Consider the following 16,273-nt stretch of genomic DNA (forward strand, 5'->3'; position numbering starts at 1 on the left):
CTCCCGATTTTTTTGAAACATTTTGGCATTAAAGGATGGTTTCTTTTAAGCAAAGGAGGACCTTATGGAAAAAAAACAAGTAACTAAAAATTGGTTTTTTAGAAATAAAATGCAGCCAAGAAGCAATAGCTACCTCGGCAATACTAAAAGGAAAAATTGGTTTGCGAAAGATCAGCGACTTTTGTTAGCCATGATTGTTCCCGGAATGGCCTTTCTTTTGATTTTTACTTACGGACCAATGTTTGGTCTAATTATGGCCTTTCAAGATTTTGTCCCTGCCAAAGGTTTTTTAGGTTCTGACTTTGTCGGATTAAGCAATTTCAGTTATTTGCTGAACCTGCCAGATATTTGGAAAGTGACTTATAATACTGTCTTTATTGCTGTAGGTAAAATTATCTTAAATACAATAATTCCCATTGTCTTTGCCATTTTACTCAATGAAATCCGTGTGAAGTGGATGAAGCGTTCTATGCAGACAGTCGTTTATCTGCCTTATTTTCTTTCATGGGTCATTTTAGCTTCAGTAGTTGTCAACTTATTCAGTTTAGATGGGACGGTCAATCAGCTTTTAGGGGCAATTGGTATGGACCCAATTAACTTTTTAGGCAGTAACACTGCCTTCCCTCAATTGCTTATTTGGACGGATGTCTGGAAAAGCTTCGGTTATAATTCGATTATTTTCTTAGCTGCCATCACTTCGATTGACCCAGGCTTATACGAAGCCGCTACAATGGATGGTGCAAGCTGGTGGCAAAAGGTTTGGCATGTAACAATACCTGGCATGCTGCCTTTTATTATTTTGATGACAATTTTAGCATTGCCGGGCATTTTAAGTGCCGGCTTCGACCAAGTTTACAATTTGTATTCTCCGCCTGTATACGCTAGTGGGGATGTCTTGGATACTTATATTTACAGGATTGGTTTATTGGGTCGGGATTATAGTTTAGGAGCTGCCGTTGGCCTGATTCGCTCGGTTGTCGGCCTAGTGCTAATCCTTTCTTCCAATAAATTGGCTGAAAAGACCACTGATCGTGTGATGTTTTAGAATATCTGAGAAGAACTTCTTGATACCGTTTCAGTTTTTCCTAGAAATCAAAGCTGTCTGATTTTAACGAAACGGTATATGAGTGAGCATAAATTTATTAAAAAAATATCTTAAAACGAAGAAGGAGTAGATCAATATGAAGGAGAAATTTGGTTTGCGCCAGGGGATTATCTACGGCATTGTTATTTTACTAACGCTATCTTGTTTAATTCCTTTAATGAATGTTGTCTCTTTGTCCCTTAGTAGTTCTCAAGCGGTTGCTGCTAATAAAGTTAGTTTACTGCCAGTCGAGTTTACTTGGGCTGCTTATGAGCGGATTATGAATGACAGTCAGTTTTGGCGGTCATTTGGGACTTCGGTTTTACGGGTTGCTGCCGCTTTAGTATTAAATCTTTTTTTGATAGTGACCTTGGCCTATCCTTTATCAAAATCACAGAAAGTTTTCTACTCGCGGAAATTTTTTATGGGCTTTATTATTTTTGCCATGCTCTTCAATGGTGGGATGATTCCTACTTACTTGATAGTCAAAAATTTAGGCCTAATTAATAGCTTTTGGGCATTAGTCTTACCGGGGGCTGTGCCAATCGGCAGTATGATTTTAGTAATGAACTTTTTCCGAGGAGTTCCGAAGGCCTTGGAGGAATCGGCTCAGCTAGAGGGGGCTAGCCAATGGGATATCCTGACAAAAATTTATATCCCCATCTCATTACCATCTTTGGCAACTGTTTCTTTATTTAGTATTGTCGGTAGCTGGAATGATTTTCTCGGTGGCTTGATTTATATGACCAAAATTGAAAATTATCCTCTGATGACTTATATTCAATCACTGACCGTCAACATTGCCGAAACATTGCAAAATGCCTCTGGAATGACCACAGAACAGCTACAAAGTTTACTGGCGGTTTCCAATCAAAATTTAAATGCTGCAAAAATTGTCGTGGCAATTGTGCCATTGTTAGTTATTTATCCATTCTTGCAAAAATATTTTGTCCAAGGGATTGTCGTTGGAGCAGTGAAGGAGTGATTAGATGAACCACTTTTTTAGTTTAGATGGTCCCTTATATCGCTGGATGAGCTTGCTTTGGCAGCTATTGATTTTAAACTTTTTATTGATTGTCACTAGTCTGCCGCTATTTACCATTGGCGCTTCTCAAGCTGCTGGATTTTCAGTGGCAATCAAAATAATCAATCGCGAAGCAGTTGCAATTGTCCCGAGTTTTTTTAGGGCTTTCCGGAAAAATTTAAAGCAAGGAACCTTATTTTTTCTTGCCGGCCTTTTTTTTGGCGGAATGCTTTTAGTGAACTGGCGTTACTTTCAAATTGCGCAGGGCTTTTCCATCTGGCTGGTAGTCGGTTGGGTGATTGTCGCCTTTATTTTTGGCAATGTTTTGCAGTATAGCTTTTTTTACATGGCTCGTTACGAAGAGTCAGTTAAGACTATCCTGGTCAATATTGTGAAAATCACAGTCAAATATCCAATGCGCAGCACAGGACTTTTAGCCCTCTGGCTGCTGCCGCTATTTTTGATGATCGCCTCTCCGTATTTTTTTATCTTTGGTTTATACATGGGTCTTGTTTTCGGAACGGCTTTGTTGCTCTTTATCAGGAGTTATTTATTGGTTCGCTTTTTCAAAAAAATTGCTGAGCAAACTAATTTGCAGGAAAAAAAGCTTACTTCCTAAAAAGTCTAAAATGTCGACATCGAGTAGTGATTTAGACTTGTAGTTATCAAGCTAGCAATGGGTAATTAAGACTATTTTTTCTGAATGTGGCCACCGCTGCTAAATTGAAGTTGCATAAGTAAAGGAGATATAATGATGGAAAATATCATTGAGGCACCACTGGATACCGATCAGCTAATCATTTATGAGATAGCTACCAAAGGCTTTACCTCACCAAAGGGACCAGAATCAGGAACATTTGCTTCTTTAGCTGAAAAAATACCTTATTTGAGCGAATTAGGAGTGAATGCTATCTGGTTATCTGGCCATCAATTATGTGATGATCAGCATTTTTATAATATCTGGACTGAGTATGCGTGTATTCGCCCTGATCAGCTCGACCCTTCTTTGGGAACAAAGGCAGAATTTAAAAACTTAGTCGATACCGCCCATCAGCAGGGGTTGAAAATATTTTTAGACGTGATTACTCATGGCGTAATGAAGAATAGTCCTTTGGTTAAGGAACATCCTGAGTGGTTTAAGGGTGAATCATGGGGCATGAAGGATTTTGACTGGTATGGCAATCATCAAGATTTGGATGAATGGTGGCTGAAAACTTGGCTGACCTATGTGACGGATTTTGGGATTGACGGATTTCGATTGGATGTCGCTCATTACCGTAATGATTTGTGGGCAGAGTTAAGAAAACGTAGCTTGAAGGCAGGCAAAAGAATTGTCATCATCGCAGAGAACGGGCCGGCAACCAATGGTGTAGTTGACTTTTTACAGCATGGCGAAAATGTGTCTCATAACTATGGCCTGAATCTATCTTCGCGAATACTAAACGATGCCGGCGGTTATTTTAAAGATCGGCAATCACGGGCAAATGAAGACTATCAAGTAAAAATTTTTTATCAAGATGGTAGAGTTCAAAGTACGACGGATAATTTTTGGTATCAGTCGACACCAGTTCCAGAATTAATTTGGCAAGGAACAGAAACTCGTCAAATCAAACCAGAAACCTATGATGTTGTTTATCGAGAACAGCTTGGGAAAATAAGAATTGAAAATATACTGGCAGAATCTGAAATCAAAAATATTCAAATTAAGGACCGTCAAGGGCAACTGTGGAATAGTAATTTTGATTTGGTAGAGAATATTGAAGTTGACTTTTCTATTACGGTTAAGCAAGAAGGTAGAACATTGTTGCTGGAATTTCCGTTGAGATTGCAGGATTATCAGCGTATGTCGGTGCAATTAAGTTGCCATGATGGCGGCTGGGACGGCTATAAATTGGAAAACCCTTATGCGGCACAAGGTAGCCGTTATCTTTTAGGTTACACGACATTATTAGTACCCGCTATTCCGATTTTTATGTCTGGAGAAGAATTCGCAGCAAGCTACCGGCCATTGCCAAATTTAGCCCCAAGATTATTTGAGAAAAAAGATTTTGGAACTGGTAGCTGGCTTTATGGTAGTTGGCTGGATTGGGAACAGCTAAAGCAACCAGAGAAACAGACAACTTTAGCAGACACCAAAAAAATTATCCAAATCCGTAAGGAGCATAGCGATTTGATTAAGGCACGACGGATGGGAGCAACAGATACGGATTATGGTAAAGTTGCCTATTTGAGTCAAAAAAATCTACCACAGCCTTATTTTTATCAAAATAGAGAACAGACAATAATTGTATGCGCCAACTCTGATGTATCAGAATCAGCTTTTTTAAAACTACAATTAAGCAATATTCTGGCTACAGAAAAAAATTGGCAAGCTTCGGTTCTCTTTGGAGTGCCAGCACAGGCTGAAAATGCTACGGGAACACCATTAGAGTTAGAAAATATTACTTGGGAAATTCTTAAAGATAAAACGGCAGCAGGCGGTCTTCTCGTTTTGAAATTTATTGAATTAGTCTAAAAAAATCTGTAGAAGCAGCCTCGGCTCTAATCCTAAAGTATTAAGTTATAAATGTGCTAGAGCTAGGTAAGAGGATTTTTAAAGATAGTCTATCTTTTAGTACAAGTGAGCTTGCTACACACACTCCCTCAATAAATTGTTTTTTCAAAAAATCAGTCATTGCTGGCTGATTTTTTTGTTTCCCACTGGGTTCTGTCGATGAATAGCCAGTTTTTACTTTTTTAGATTGTTTGCGGCGGCAAAGTATATTACTCTTAAATTAACGTAAGTAACGGAATTAGGAGGAGATTTTTTGACGAAAACACTTTATTTGATGCGCCATGGGGAAACGTTGTTCAATGTACTGAATAAGATTCAAGGGAGCTGTGATTCTCCGCTGACTGAAAAAGGTATCAGCCAAGCTCAAGCGGCGGCTCGTTATTTTTCTCAGCAGGAAATTGTTTTTGATCACGCCTATTGTTCGACGCAGGAGCGGGCTTCTGACACTTTGGAAATTGTCACGGATCAAAGTTATCAACGGTTAAAAGGCATTAAAGAGATGAGCTTTGGCGCCTATGAAGGCGAGCGCCAGCTTTTGCAGCCGATGCCCCATGAAAAATACAGCGATTATTATCAGCAATTTGGCGGCGAAACGATTCAAGAATTACGAACTAGAGTCAGTGAAACACTGACATCTCTGATGGAAATGCCGGATCATCAGTCAGTGTTGGCGGTTTCCCACAGTGGGGCCATCTATAGCTTTTTAAGTTATATTTCCGGCGACTATGCTACCTCAAGAACCACCAGCATTCCTAATGCGGGTATTATTCAATTGACCTTTGCGGACGGGAAATTTACAGTTGTCGAAATAATCGATCCTTCTGAAATTTAGAAGTAGTGGAGATGTTTTTTACTGAGGCAAATCCAGTACAAGATTGCCCAATAGAATAGTAAAAAATAACCACAGAAGCTAGTGTATGGGATCTTTTCGAAGAGAGTTCAGTTTGGGTTAGCCACTCGTTTTTTCAAAAACTATGAGGAGTTCAAAGGATGACAATTCAAAAATTGGAATATTTTGTGATGCTGGCTCAGACGCTAAGTTACAGCGAAGCTGCCGAACGTCTTTTTACCACTCAAGGCAATGTCTCCAAGCAAATTATGGCTTTAGAAAAGGAATTGGAGCTGCCGCTGTTTAAGCGGGAGCACCGACAAGTTGCGTTGACGGCGGCTGGCAAAGAATTATTGCCGGAGGCCGACTTAATTTTGAAAAATTATCGGGCTTTTCTTGATTCAGCCGCCGCTTTTAAAGATGCGGCCGCTAGCAAATTGGCGATTCATGGGATTCCTACGATGACGACCTATCATGCGATGGAAATCATTGGCCAGTTTCATAAGCAGGAGCCTGAGATTCAGCTGCATTTGGCAGAAGCTGAAAGCTATCAGCTGTTTGAACAACTGAAAACAGATCAATGTGATGTGATTGTCGCCCGCAGATTTAAGGCTTTGGAGCCGGATTGGGAGGAAGTCCCTTTGGCTAAGGAACGCTTTGTGGCGGTGCTGCCGAAAAATCATCCGCTGGCTCAGGAAAAGCAGATTTCGTTGAAGGCCTTGCAGGGGGAAGAGTTTTTTCTTTTAGGAAAGAGCACGAATATTTATGAAGCGGTAATGGCGCTTTGTCATAAGGCGGGCTTCACGCCGAAAATCGGTTATTATGGACGGCGGGTAGAAGTTATTTTAAATGTGGTGGCCAATGAAATGGGCATTTCGATTATGATGGAGCGGGCGGCGGCTTCTTTTGACAAAAACTTAGTGGCGGTGGTACCGCTGGATTCAAAAGAGTACAGCGAAGTCGGCTTTATGCGAAAAAAGAATCGTGGTTCCAAAAGCAGCGACTTATTTTGGGAATATTTGCACGAACATCTTCCAAAAAATATTGATTAGCAGCATTTAAATAAAAAAAATAGATTCAAAGCAGATGACGAAAAAAGTTATCTGCTTTTTTTTGAAAAAATTTACTCAGGGTGTTGATTTTTCCTTAGCTAAAGTTGTGTTTATAGTAACTAAGGAAATTTTTTTGGAGGGACTATGATGCGAAAATTACATTTAATGTTCAAAAATGGCGATGGAAGCAAAAAGACACTGATTATTCACCTTTGTCAGCAAAACTTAGCACCGGAATTTGTGAAAACTATTATGGAGGAGTTGATTGCGTTGAAACTATTTGAGCGTAATGGGGTCCAACTCTGCACGGAAATCATCGGGGCAAAGTATGTCGAGAAAAAAGTAACGCCGCTTTTTAACCGACTGCAACTTTTGAAAAGAAGGAGCGGGGTACCTTCTCAGCAGAAGTTGATTGCTGCGGAGTTGGAGGAAATGCCTGTGACAGAAAAAGGCGAGGGAGAATTTACTGCTTCGCTCAATACAGAAATTGGAAAACAAGCAAAATTAACAGCTAAGCCTGATGCAAAAAGCAATCAGCAAAAAGCAAGCATCAAGAAACAAAGCTATTGTTTATTGTTTGCAGATACCGAAAATTCTCCTAAAAATGCCGTACATCCAAGAAAAATATTGCTAAGCTTTTCAAAAAGACTTAGCCGCTTCTTGAGACAATCTAGCAACAAATCCCCTGATTTTCTCAAAAAAGGATTTTCCTGCATAAAGCAGTCACTTCTCAATCTGGATAACTCAAATTGCTACCAGCCCTTAAAACTTGAAAAGCTGCCAGCCTTTTTACATTGCCCTCAATTCACTTTCTCGGCAATGTTTTTCTCAAAAAACTGCGCAATGCTTTTCTAATTTCCGCTAAGGAGTAACTTTTTTTCGCCTAGCAATTCAACTTAGAGAAAGCAACTAGCAACTATTCCAATTTGGAATAGTTTGCCTATGAATCCGAATTGTTCTTCTCTGAATTTCTCCTTAAACTAAAGAAGAAGAAACGAAAGGGAGTATGAGCGATGACAGAACCATATGATTTAAGAAAAGTATTAGCTGAGTTGAAGGAAATGCCTGGTCAGTATCATGAAACAGATGTTGAAATTGATCCCCATGCTGAATTGGCGGGAGTCTATCGTTACATCGGTGCGGGCGGAACCGTGATGCGTCCGACTCAAATCGGTCCGACGATGATGTTTAACAATGTCAAAGGCTTTCCGGGAACGCGGGTGCTGACGGGCATTATGGCCAGCCGTCAACGGGTCGGTCAAATTTTAAAACATGACTACCGCACTTTGGGGCAATTATTAAACCAGGCTGTCAGCAATCCGGTAAAGCCGATTAAAGTGTCGCGGGAGCAGGCACCTGCTCAAGAAGTTGTTCATTTAGCTAGCGATGCGGATTTTGATATTCGTAAGCTGGTGGCCGCTCCTACCAATACAGAATATGACGCAGGACCGTATATCACGATGGGTGTTGTCTACGGCTCCAGTCCTGACAAAAAAATCAGCGATGTCACGATTCATCGGATGGTGTTGGAGGATAAAGATACATTGGGGATTTATATCATGCCCGGCGGTCGGCATATCGGGCATTTTCTTGAAGAATATCAAGCCCTCGATAAACCAATGCCGATTACGATTAGCATCGGCTTGGATCCAGCGATTAGTATTGGCACCACCTTTGAACCGCCGACCACGCCATTAGGCTACAACGAACTGTGGGTAGCAGGTTCCTTGAGAAATGAACCTGTCCAATTAGTTGACGGCATTGCTGTTGATGAAGTTGGTTTGGCGCGGGCGGAATTTATTATCGAAGGGGAAATTTTGCCCCACGAAACAATCCGCGAAGATATTAACACCAACACTGGTTATGCGATGCCGGAGTTTCCCGGTTATAACGGTGAGGCTAATCCGGCGGTCAATGTCATCAAAGTCAAAGCAGTCACCCACCGCAAAGACCGTCCAATTATGCAAACGACCATCGGCCCTAGTGAAGAACATGTTTCGATGGCGGGCATTCCGACTGAAGCCAGTATTTTAAATCTAGTGGACAAAGCCATTCCCGGAAAAGTTGTCAATGTGTACAATCCGTCAGCCGGCGGTGGCAAATTTATGACCATCATGCAGATTCATAAGGAAAATGCCGCTGATGAAGGGATTCAACGGCAGGCAGCCTTGTTAGCTTTTTCAGCTTTTAAAGAGCTGAAAACCATCATTTTAGTGGATGATGATGTTGATATTTTTGATATGAATGATGTTATCTGGACCATCAATACCCGCTTTCAAGCCCACCAAGACATCATGGTCTTGGAAGGGATGCGCAATCATCCGCTGGACCCATCGGAGCGGCCGGAATATTCGCCGGGCATCATCCGTTTTAAAGGCATGTCTTCCAAATTAGTTTTGGATGGCACAGTGCCCTTTGATTTGAAGGGGGAATTTCAGCGGGCTCAATTCAAAGAAGTAACGGATTGGCAAAAATATTTGCAATAGCCATTACAGGTGAAAATAAAAATCATGGAGGAATCGAAAATGAAACGAATCGTCGTCGGTGTCACAGGAGCTTCAGGTACAATTTATGCTATCAATCTATTGCAGCAGCTGCAAAATAATCCTGAAGTCGAGGTCCACACAGTTTTCAGCGACTGGGCCAAAGAAAATTTAAAAATTGAAACCGACTATTCCTTCCATGAAGTGGCGGAATTAGCCGACTTCACCTATAAAAATCGTGACCTTGGAGCAAAAATTGCCAGTGGCTCCTTTTTAGTGGACGGTATGGTGATCTTGCCGGCTAGCATGAAGACAGTCGCCGGTATCGCCTGTGGTTTCAGCGATAATTTAATCGGCCGGGCCGCTGACGTCACCTTAAAGGAACAGCGAAAATTAATTATTGTGCCTAGAGAAACGCCTTTGAGTGTGATTCATTTGGAAAATCTAACGAAGCTGGCAAAACTCGGCGTGCAAATTATTCCGCCGATTCCCGGCTTTTACAATCAGCCGCAAACAATTCAAGATTTAATTGACCATCATACGATGAAGATTTTGGACGCCCTCGGCATTCACAATCAATTAAGTCAACGCTGGGAGGGCTAAAGGATGACAGAGCTAAAAATTTTTTCAGCAGGTGAACTGGGGTTGACCATTTCGGCCGAAGTGGCGATTGTCGGCAAAGATTTAGCAATCAAAATTAGCGGCGGTGACACGCCGCATATCGGGACAGTCACCACCTTAACTAAAACGGCGGCCATCGAGACCCGTTGTTTTCCCAGCCATGATGGTCGCCTGCATAAAGATGATGTCTTAGCGTTGATAGTCGCGAAAAAAATTCAACCGCTATTACCCGGCACCTGTGTGATTACAGCCGGTGTCCATGTCAATCAGATTACATCAGCCCAGATTGCGGCTGCTTCAACATTAACGCAGCAGCTGGCCAAAGAAATTGCCCACTGGATATCAAATTTTGATTTTACAACACCAGAGCCAATCTATTATCAATAGGCTTTAAAAACGAAAAAACGAGTTCTGCTATGATTTTTGCAGAACTCGTTTTTTCTATTTCAAAGGAGGGAAATTTTCGTTAGAATTTCAAACTACTAACTATTTTTTAAGTTTGAAGAGATAAATGGCGGCTCCAATCAACGCCCCACCCAACGCAATTAAACTCCAGCTTGAGACATCACTTAATTGTGGTAAGCCGCTGCTGGTATTTGAAGAACTCGTTCCTGTCGGAGTATTGGAAGTCGAAGTGCTTGAGTTAGTTGAATTCATACTGCTACTTGTCGTTGAGTCCGTCGTTGAGCTTCCGCTAGTTGAAGAATCGCTCGTCGTCGAATCTGTGGTAGAAGTGCTACCCGATGTACCAGAATTTGGCGTCGTGCTGCTCGTCGTTGAATCAGTGGTAGACGAAGAACTATCGGTGGACGAAGTGCTCGTCGTTGAATCGGTAGTAGACGAAGAACTATCGGTAGTCGAAGTGCTCGTCGTTGAATCTGTAGTGGACGAAGAACTGTCGGTAGTCGAATCTGTAGTGGACGAAGAACTGTCGGTAGTCGAATCACTTGTCGTCGAGTCGGTAGTAGACGAAGAACTATCAGTCGTTGAAGTGCTCGTCGTTGAATCGGTAGTAGACGAAGAACTATCAGTCGTTGAAGTGCTCGTAGTCGAATCGGTAGTAGATGAAGAACTATCGGTAGACGAAGTGCTCGTCGTTGAATCGGTAGTAGACGAAGAACTGTCGGTAGACGAAGTACTAGTCGTCGAATCAGTAGTAGATGAAGAGATATCGGTAGACGAAGTGCTCGTCGTCGAATCAGTAGTAGATGAAGAGCTATCGGTAGACGAAGTGCTCGTTGTTGAATCGGTAGTAGACGAAGAACTGTCGGTAGATGAAGTGCTCGTAGTCGAATCGGTAGTTGTACTGCTTGTGCTGGTTGATGAGCTGCTGTCTGTGCTAGAACTGCTGCTAGGTGTAGTCATCATCGTTTTTGGTTGTAGATCCCAGCGATGACTTTCAGCGTTGACGATAACATTTTTAGCCACGATATTACCGTTCAGATTTTGACCAGTGGCAACAGTGGCATTTGGCGCCAGTAAGCTGCCGATAAAATCAGCGTTAATATTAATCGCGTTAGCAGTAGTTCCGAAATTCCATAAGACAACGTTATTGCTGTAATCTGCAACTTCGCCGTTGCTGACATTTTGGCCGTCAATTTGCATATAAATATGGCTGTTAACAGTCGTTGTATCCGTTGCGTTAATCACCACTGTATAACCGGGTGATGAACTGATGCCGGTGAAATAAATCGGTGTCGATGCAGCCAAATCAGCAGCAGTCAAATCGACAGTAATCACGCCATCGGTTGGAGTGGCGTTACTTAGGTCAATGGTGCGATTGTTCATATCTGAAAAGTTTTCCACGACACCATCAGAAGTAGCGGCGGTTGCCAAGGATGCTGAAGTGGTGGCTAAAGTTGCTAAAGTGTCGGCAATATTTAAATAGGAATCATTTGTATCTGTATAGACGTCATCTAGCGTCACATTGCCGAGGTCTAAGCCATTAGCAAACACTTGATTAGCATTATTGGTAACGGTAATGCTACTGCCAAGAACAACTTTTGTATTATTTCCCGACACAAATGAACCACCATTTATGGCAGAAATATTTTCAATATAATATAAATCCAGTTTGCCGCTGTTTGCGATGCCATTCGTTCCAAAATTGGCACTACCAGTTAAATTATCAACGGCCAAATTTCCTTCAGTGTGGGCATTTAAGCTAGCATTTTCGGCAAAGATATGAAACTGCGAGGCAATCCCCAGCAAGTTATCACTGGTATCCGTTAAATCATCGGTCACGGTGCCGGTTTCTGCCGTCGCCGCAAAAACGTGATAAAGAGGTACCAAAACAGCCGCTAAAGCAACCACCAAGATAAAACCTTTTTTTATTTTTTTCATTGATGAAACCTTCCTTCTGTAACTCTTAACCAACAAGTTAAAAAATGACTCAAAGCAGCTAGCCACTTTTCATGGAAAAAGATATTTACGTGTGTTTTTATTTTCATGGGGAACCATAACCGTTTACTAAACAATCTAGCAAATTAAATGCCCTCCTTATAAGGAAAGACTTGAACTTAGTAAACATTATTTGCTCCCTTTGAATTGAATGAAAACAGGTTTTGGCACTTGTTATTTTATTTCATCAGAAAGAGATTATAGGAAGCGTTTTTCATGGAAAAAGACCGATTTTATCGTTGAATAAAAGAAACTTTATTTTAAGAAATAGTTTTTTAAAACGCTCTTTTGAGAATATAAAAATAAAACTAATTTTTATCAAAAATTCAAAATGTTATCAAGAAATGAAAAAAATGCATTTTGCAGAAAGTCAAGAGCGAAAATTATGCGTTTGGGCAATCAAAGAAAGAATATTTTGCTTTTTATTATGTTAAAAAATATGGAATAGTGAGGGAAAAAGATTTAAAATCATGATTTTTCTGTGAAATGCCTTAAACATTTCTTAACGTTTCTATCTGATATAAAATTTTATGTTGGATTTTTTGAAGAATCGCCCCTTTAGGAGTTGGTAATTTCTGCTATTTCGGGTAAGCTGAAATAGACTGAATGAAATTGACGAAAGGGAAGGTGATGGAAATGAAGCTAAGTATTAAAGCTGAGGGATTTTCGTATGATTTGGAATTTAACGGACAGCAAGCACTAGCCGGGGTGACAATTATTTGTGGGACTCTTTTAGCCAGTAAAATGCTAAAAAATCGATACAAAAAGCTGCAGATCAAAGAAAAGCAGCGCAAAGTTATTTAAGTATAGGACAGTTGTATATGTAAAAAAAGCGCCGATATCCAGCAGGATTCGGCGCTTTTTGTGTTCGAATAAATAAAAATTAGCTGCGGGCTGCTACTGGTAGCCGGCGAGTCACTAAGATTCCGACGAAGGCTGCGGCTACAGCTTTGACAATGCCCGGAATAATAAATGGTGTGAAGGCCGCCGCTGCTGCTGCGCCAAAGCTCATGCTGGCAGCAAGTTGCAGCCAGAAAGTGCCAAAGACTAAAGTCAGCAAAGCACCGACTAGATTGGCAATGATTGCCATCGGTAAATTGTTTTCTTTTAATTCACACAACCAGCCGGTGACAAAGGCATTCGCCAAAAAGCCGACTAAAAAGCCACCTGTTGGGCCAAATAAAACAGCAAAGCCTGAGCTGAAGCCGGCAAAAACCGGTAGTCCGATAAGACCTAACAATAAGTAGATGAAGACGGAAATGGTGCCGACTTTTTTGCCTAAAATAGTTGCCACTAAACCAACAGCAAAAGTTTGCATGGTGAAGGGAACTAAACCGGCGGGAATCGTAATTTGGGATAAGACCACGATAACGGCTGCAAAGATGGCAGCTAAAATTAATTCTCGTAAGCTAATAGATTTCATGATTTTCCTTTCGTTAACCTTTATTTTTTTTGGTTAACGAAATTTTAACCCAGTTTTTTTTAAAAGTAAAGCTGGCTACCGAAAAAAACACTAAAAAAACTATACAGCGATTTTACGACTATTTTTCTTTGAAAAAATAAATAGGTCCAAAGGATATTTTTTTAAAATTATTGACAAGAAATAATTTTTAGGTTAGCCTAAAAATATAAAAAGTTAGGCGTGCCTAAAAATTGTAAAGGAGAATAAAAATGATTATCTGTCAAAATGTGTCTGTTGCTTATCAGCAGCAGCTAGCATTAAAAAATATAAATCTGCATTTAGAAGATCATGCCATCACCGGCATTATCGGGCCGAATGGTGCGGGTAAATCGACTTTGATTAAGGCGATTTTAGGAATCATTCCCTTTGCCGGCAATATCACCATTGACGGCAAGCCAATCAAAGAGCAGCGACAGCAGGTGGCCTATGTCGAACAAAAAAGCAATTTGGATTTTACTTTTCCAATCACTGTGGCTGAATTTGTCTCTTTAGGCTTGTATCGGGAAGTGGGGATCTTGCGGCGCTTGACGAAAAAAAATTGGCAGCAGGTGGCCGCGGCTTTGGAACAGGTCGGCTTGGCGGCTTTGGGCAGCCGCCAAATCAGCGAGCTTTCTGGCGGACAGTTCCAACGGATTTTAATTGCCCGCTGTTTGGTGCAGGAAGCCCAATATATTTTTTTAGATGAACCATTTGTCGGGATTGATGCTGTCAGCGAAGAAATTATTTTTGAGATTTTGCGGGAGTTGCAACAGGCCGGAAAAACTATTTTTGTGGTGCACCATGATTTAGCAAAGGTGCAAAACTATTTTGATCAGCTCTTGATTCTCGATAAAGAAGTGATTGCATATGGCGAGACGGCGACAGTTTTTAATAAAAATTATTTAGGTAAAGCCTTTAACGGGCAGCTTTATTTTGGAGGGGATGTTGCATGATTGAAAATTTCATCTATGGGTTAACAGAGTTTCAATTTCTGAGGAATGCCTTGATTACTTCGGTGACGATTGGCATCGTGGCCGGTGCGATTGGTTGTTTTATTATCTTGCGGGGGATGTCTCTAATGGGGGATGCGATTTCCCATGCGGTTTTACCGGGAGTCGCTCTCTCCTATATTTTAGGAATTAATTTTTTCGTCGGCGCAATTTTCTTTGGCATGCTGGCCTCCCTGCTGATTACTTTTATCAAAAGTAATAGCTTAATCAAAGGGGACACAGCCATCGGAATCACCTTCAGCTCCTTTTTAGCTTTAGGGGTGATTCTAATCGGCGTTGCCAACAGCTCGACGGATTTATTCCATATTTTATTTGGCAATGTCTTAGCAGTACAGACTACCGATATGTATTTAACCATAGGCGTGTCGTTATTTGTGCTCGTGATAATTGGTTTGTTTTTCAAAGAACTACTGCTGACCTCCTTTGACCCACTGTTAGCTAAAGCCGTGGGAATGAAAGTTCAGTTTTACCATTATCTGCTGATGATTTTATTGACATTAGTTGCCGTGGCCGCTATGCAAAGCGTCGGCACGATTTTAATCGTCGCCCTCTTGATTACGCCCGCCGCCACAGCTTATCTCTTTACCAATCGCTTGCGGTCGATGATTTTACTATCGGCAAGCCTCGGTGGTTTAGCTTCGCTATTAGGACTTTTTATCGGGTATAGCTTCAATTTAGCGGTGGGCTCGACGATTGTCTTAACCGCAGCCGCATTCTTCGTCGTCGGTTTCTTTTTATCACCGAAGCAAAATTTTTTTACGAGGAGGATTCTGGAAAATGAAAAAAATTAAGCTAGTTTTGGCTGCCTTATTTGGGAGTTTGTTAGTTTTGACAGGTTGTAGCGGGACAGCTGGTCAAGGAGAAAATCAGCAGGGAAATGCTGATTTAGTGGAGGTCGTCGCCACCAATTCGATTATCGCCGATATCGCTAAAAATATCGGCGGGGATAAAATTGATTTATACAGCATTGTCCCAGTCGGGCGTGATCCCCATGAATATGAATTTTTACCGGCGGATGTCCAAAAGACCTCTGAAGCGGACGTGATTTTTTATAACGGCATCAATCTGGAAACTGGCGGCAACGGCTGGTTTACGACTTTGATGGAGAATGCCGGCAAAGTCAAAGATCAAGATTATTTTGCCGTCAGTGATGGTGTCGAGGTGATTTATCTGGAGGGGGCCGAGGAACAGGGGAAAGAAGATCCCCACGCTTGGCTGAATTTAAGCAATGGGATGATTTACGCAGAAAATATTGCAAAGCAGCTTAGCCTTAAAGATCCAGAAAATGCCGATCATTATGAAGCTAATCTAGAAACTTATCTCAGTCAGCTGCGGGAATTAGATGCCTCCGCCAAAGAAAAATTTGCGGCTCTGCCGGATGAGCAAAAGCTTTTGGTGACCAGTGAAGGCTGTATGAAATATTTTTCAGCGGCTTACGGAATTCCGGCAGCCTATATTTGGGAAATAAATACCGAAGAGGAAGGCACTCCTGAGCAAATTCAAAGCTTGATTGAACAGCTGCGGGCCTCTTCAGTTCCGACATTGTTTGTCGAAAGCAGTGTTGACGAGCGGTCGATGCAGACGGTTGCCAAGGACACCGGCATTCCCATCAATGATGCCAAATTATTTACAGATTCAGTAGCTGAGCCCGGTGAAGAAGGTGATAGCTATTACAGTATGATGGCCTGGAATTTTGAACAGATTGCAACAGGCTTGGCCAAATAAGTTCCAATTGCCTTTCGGAAAAATTTCTGCTAAGCTTAGTTTATTAAATT

The 16,273-nt window shown here is 41.4% G+C and carries 17 protein-coding genes; 15 read left to right on the forward strand and 2 right to left on the reverse strand.

The annotated features are described in order from the left end of the window. Positions 1 to 109 precede the first annotated feature (109 nt). The 10 genes from AC1Z3S_RS01205 (at position 110) to lpdD (ending at position 10,034) form a co-directional block, all read left to right on the forward strand. Complete coding sequence (locus tag AC1Z3S_RS01205; protein ID WP_461739410.1) at positions 110 to 1,045, forward strand: ABC transporter permease; 936 nt, start codon at positions 110 to 112, stop codon at positions 1,043 to 1,045. A gap of 136 nt (positions 1,046 to 1,181) precedes the next feature. Then, positions 1,182 to 2,069, forward strand: coding sequence for a carbohydrate ABC transporter permease (locus AC1Z3S_RS01210; RefSeq protein ID WP_461738821.1), 888 nt, complete (start codon positions 1,182 to 1,184; stop codon positions 2,067 to 2,069). Positions 2,070 to 2,073: 4 nt separating this feature from the next. Further along, positions 2,074 to 2,727, forward strand: a complete 654-nt coding sequence (locus tag AC1Z3S_RS01215) for a DUF624 domain-containing protein (RefSeq protein WP_461738822.1) — start codon at positions 2,074 to 2,076, stop codon at positions 2,725 to 2,727. A 135-nt stretch (positions 2,728 to 2,862) separates the two neighbouring features. Further along, on the forward strand, positions 2,863 to 4,623 hold the full coding sequence (locus AC1Z3S_RS01220) for an alpha-amylase family glycosyl hydrolase (RefSeq protein WP_461738823.1): 1,761 nt from the start codon (positions 2,863 to 2,865) through the stop codon (positions 4,621 to 4,623). Between the two features lie 292 nt (positions 4,624 to 4,915). Then, the gene (locus AC1Z3S_RS01225; protein WP_461738824.1) at positions 4,916 to 5,494 is read left to right on the forward strand and encodes a histidine phosphatase family protein; all 579 of its coding nucleotides are present in this window, start codon (positions 4,916 to 4,918) and stop codon (positions 5,492 to 5,494) included. 158 nt (positions 5,495 to 5,652) lie between these two features. After that, positions 5,653 to 6,543 carry a LysR family transcriptional regulator gene (locus AC1Z3S_RS01230; protein WP_461738825.1) on the forward strand — a complete coding sequence of 297 codons (891 nt, stop codon included), beginning with the start codon at positions 5,653 to 5,655 and terminating at the stop codon, positions 6,541 to 6,543. Positions 6,544 to 6,690: 147 nt separating this feature from the next. Beyond that, positions 6,691 to 7,398: a DUF2922 domain-containing protein gene (locus AC1Z3S_RS01235; protein ID WP_461738826.1), complete on the forward strand. Its 708-nt coding sequence runs from the start codon at positions 6,691 to 6,693 to the stop codon at positions 7,396 to 7,398. A gap of 158 nt (positions 7,399 to 7,556) precedes the next feature. Beyond that, positions 7,557 to 9,029 (forward strand): UbiD family decarboxylase, encoded by a 1,473-nt coding sequence (locus AC1Z3S_RS01240; protein ID WP_461738827.1) that lies wholly within the window; start codon positions 7,557 to 7,559, stop codon positions 9,027 to 9,029. Between the two features lie 39 nt (positions 9,030 to 9,068). After that, a complete protein-coding gene (locus AC1Z3S_RS01245; protein WP_461738828.1) occupies positions 9,069 to 9,629 on the forward strand; it encodes a UbiX family flavin prenyltransferase in 561 nt (186 codons plus the stop codon). Positions 9,630 to 9,632: 3 nt separating this feature from the next. Then, positions 9,633 to 10,034 carry a prenylated flavin chaperone LpdD gene (gene lpdD / locus AC1Z3S_RS01250; RefSeq protein WP_461738829.1) on the forward strand — a complete coding sequence of 134 codons (402 nt, stop codon included), beginning with the start codon at positions 9,633 to 9,635 and terminating at the stop codon, positions 10,032 to 10,034. A gap of 99 nt (positions 10,035 to 10,133) precedes the next feature. On the opposite strand, the gene AC1Z3S_RS01255 is transcribed toward lpdD, so the two are convergent. Then, positions 10,134 to 11,990, reverse strand: coding sequence for a collagen-binding domain-containing protein (locus tag AC1Z3S_RS01255; RefSeq protein ID WP_461738830.1), 1,857 nt, complete (start codon positions 11,988 to 11,990; stop codon positions 10,134 to 10,136). Positions 11,991 to 12,211: 221 nt separating this feature from the next. On the opposite strand from AC1Z3S_RS01255, the gene AC1Z3S_RS01260 reads away from it, so the two are divergent. Both AC1Z3S_RS01260 and AC1Z3S_RS01265 read left to right on the forward strand, forming a co-directional pair. Further along, on the forward strand, positions 12,212 to 12,481 hold the full coding sequence (locus AC1Z3S_RS01260) for a hypothetical protein (protein ID WP_461738831.1): 270 nt from the start codon (positions 12,212 to 12,214) through the stop codon (positions 12,479 to 12,481). Positions 12,482 to 12,683: 202 nt separating this feature from the next. Beyond that, positions 12,684 to 12,851 (forward strand): hypothetical protein, encoded by a 168-nt coding sequence (locus tag AC1Z3S_RS01265; protein WP_461735807.1) that lies wholly within the window; start codon positions 12,684 to 12,686, stop codon positions 12,849 to 12,851. Between the two features lie 79 nt (positions 12,852 to 12,930). Here AC1Z3S_RS01265 and AC1Z3S_RS01270 read toward each other — a convergent pair whose 3' ends face one another. After that, entirely contained in the window at positions 12,931 to 13,470 is a 540-nt protein-coding gene (locus AC1Z3S_RS01270) for a biotin transporter BioY (RefSeq protein ID WP_461735806.1), read from the reverse strand. Between the two features lie 248 nt (positions 13,471 to 13,718). Between AC1Z3S_RS01270 and AC1Z3S_RS01275 the strand changes: the two genes are divergently transcribed. Genes AC1Z3S_RS01275 through AC1Z3S_RS01285 form a run of 3 tightly spaced genes read left to right on the forward strand, consistent with a single transcriptional unit; the run spans position 13,719 to position 16,223 of the window. Beyond that, positions 13,719 to 14,441: a metal ABC transporter ATP-binding protein gene (locus tag AC1Z3S_RS01275; RefSeq protein WP_461738832.1), complete on the forward strand. Its 723-nt coding sequence runs from the start codon at positions 13,719 to 13,721 to the stop codon at positions 14,439 to 14,441. Further along, on the forward strand, positions 14,438 to 15,289 hold the full coding sequence (locus tag AC1Z3S_RS01280; protein ID WP_461738833.1) for a metal ABC transporter permease subunit: 852 nt from the start codon (positions 14,438 to 14,440) through the stop codon (positions 15,287 to 15,289). The genes AC1Z3S_RS01275 and AC1Z3S_RS01280 overlap by 4 nt, the downstream gene beginning before the upstream one ends. Further along, positions 15,276 to 16,223: a metal ABC transporter solute-binding protein, Zn/Mn family gene (locus tag AC1Z3S_RS01285; RefSeq protein WP_461738834.1), complete on the forward strand. Its 948-nt coding sequence runs from the start codon at positions 15,276 to 15,278 to the stop codon at positions 16,221 to 16,223. The genes AC1Z3S_RS01280 and AC1Z3S_RS01285 overlap by 14 nt, the downstream gene beginning before the upstream one ends. The last annotated feature ends 50 nt before the right edge of the window (positions 16,224 to 16,273 follow it).

This window comes from Enterococcus sp. LJL90, assembly GCF_056924355.1.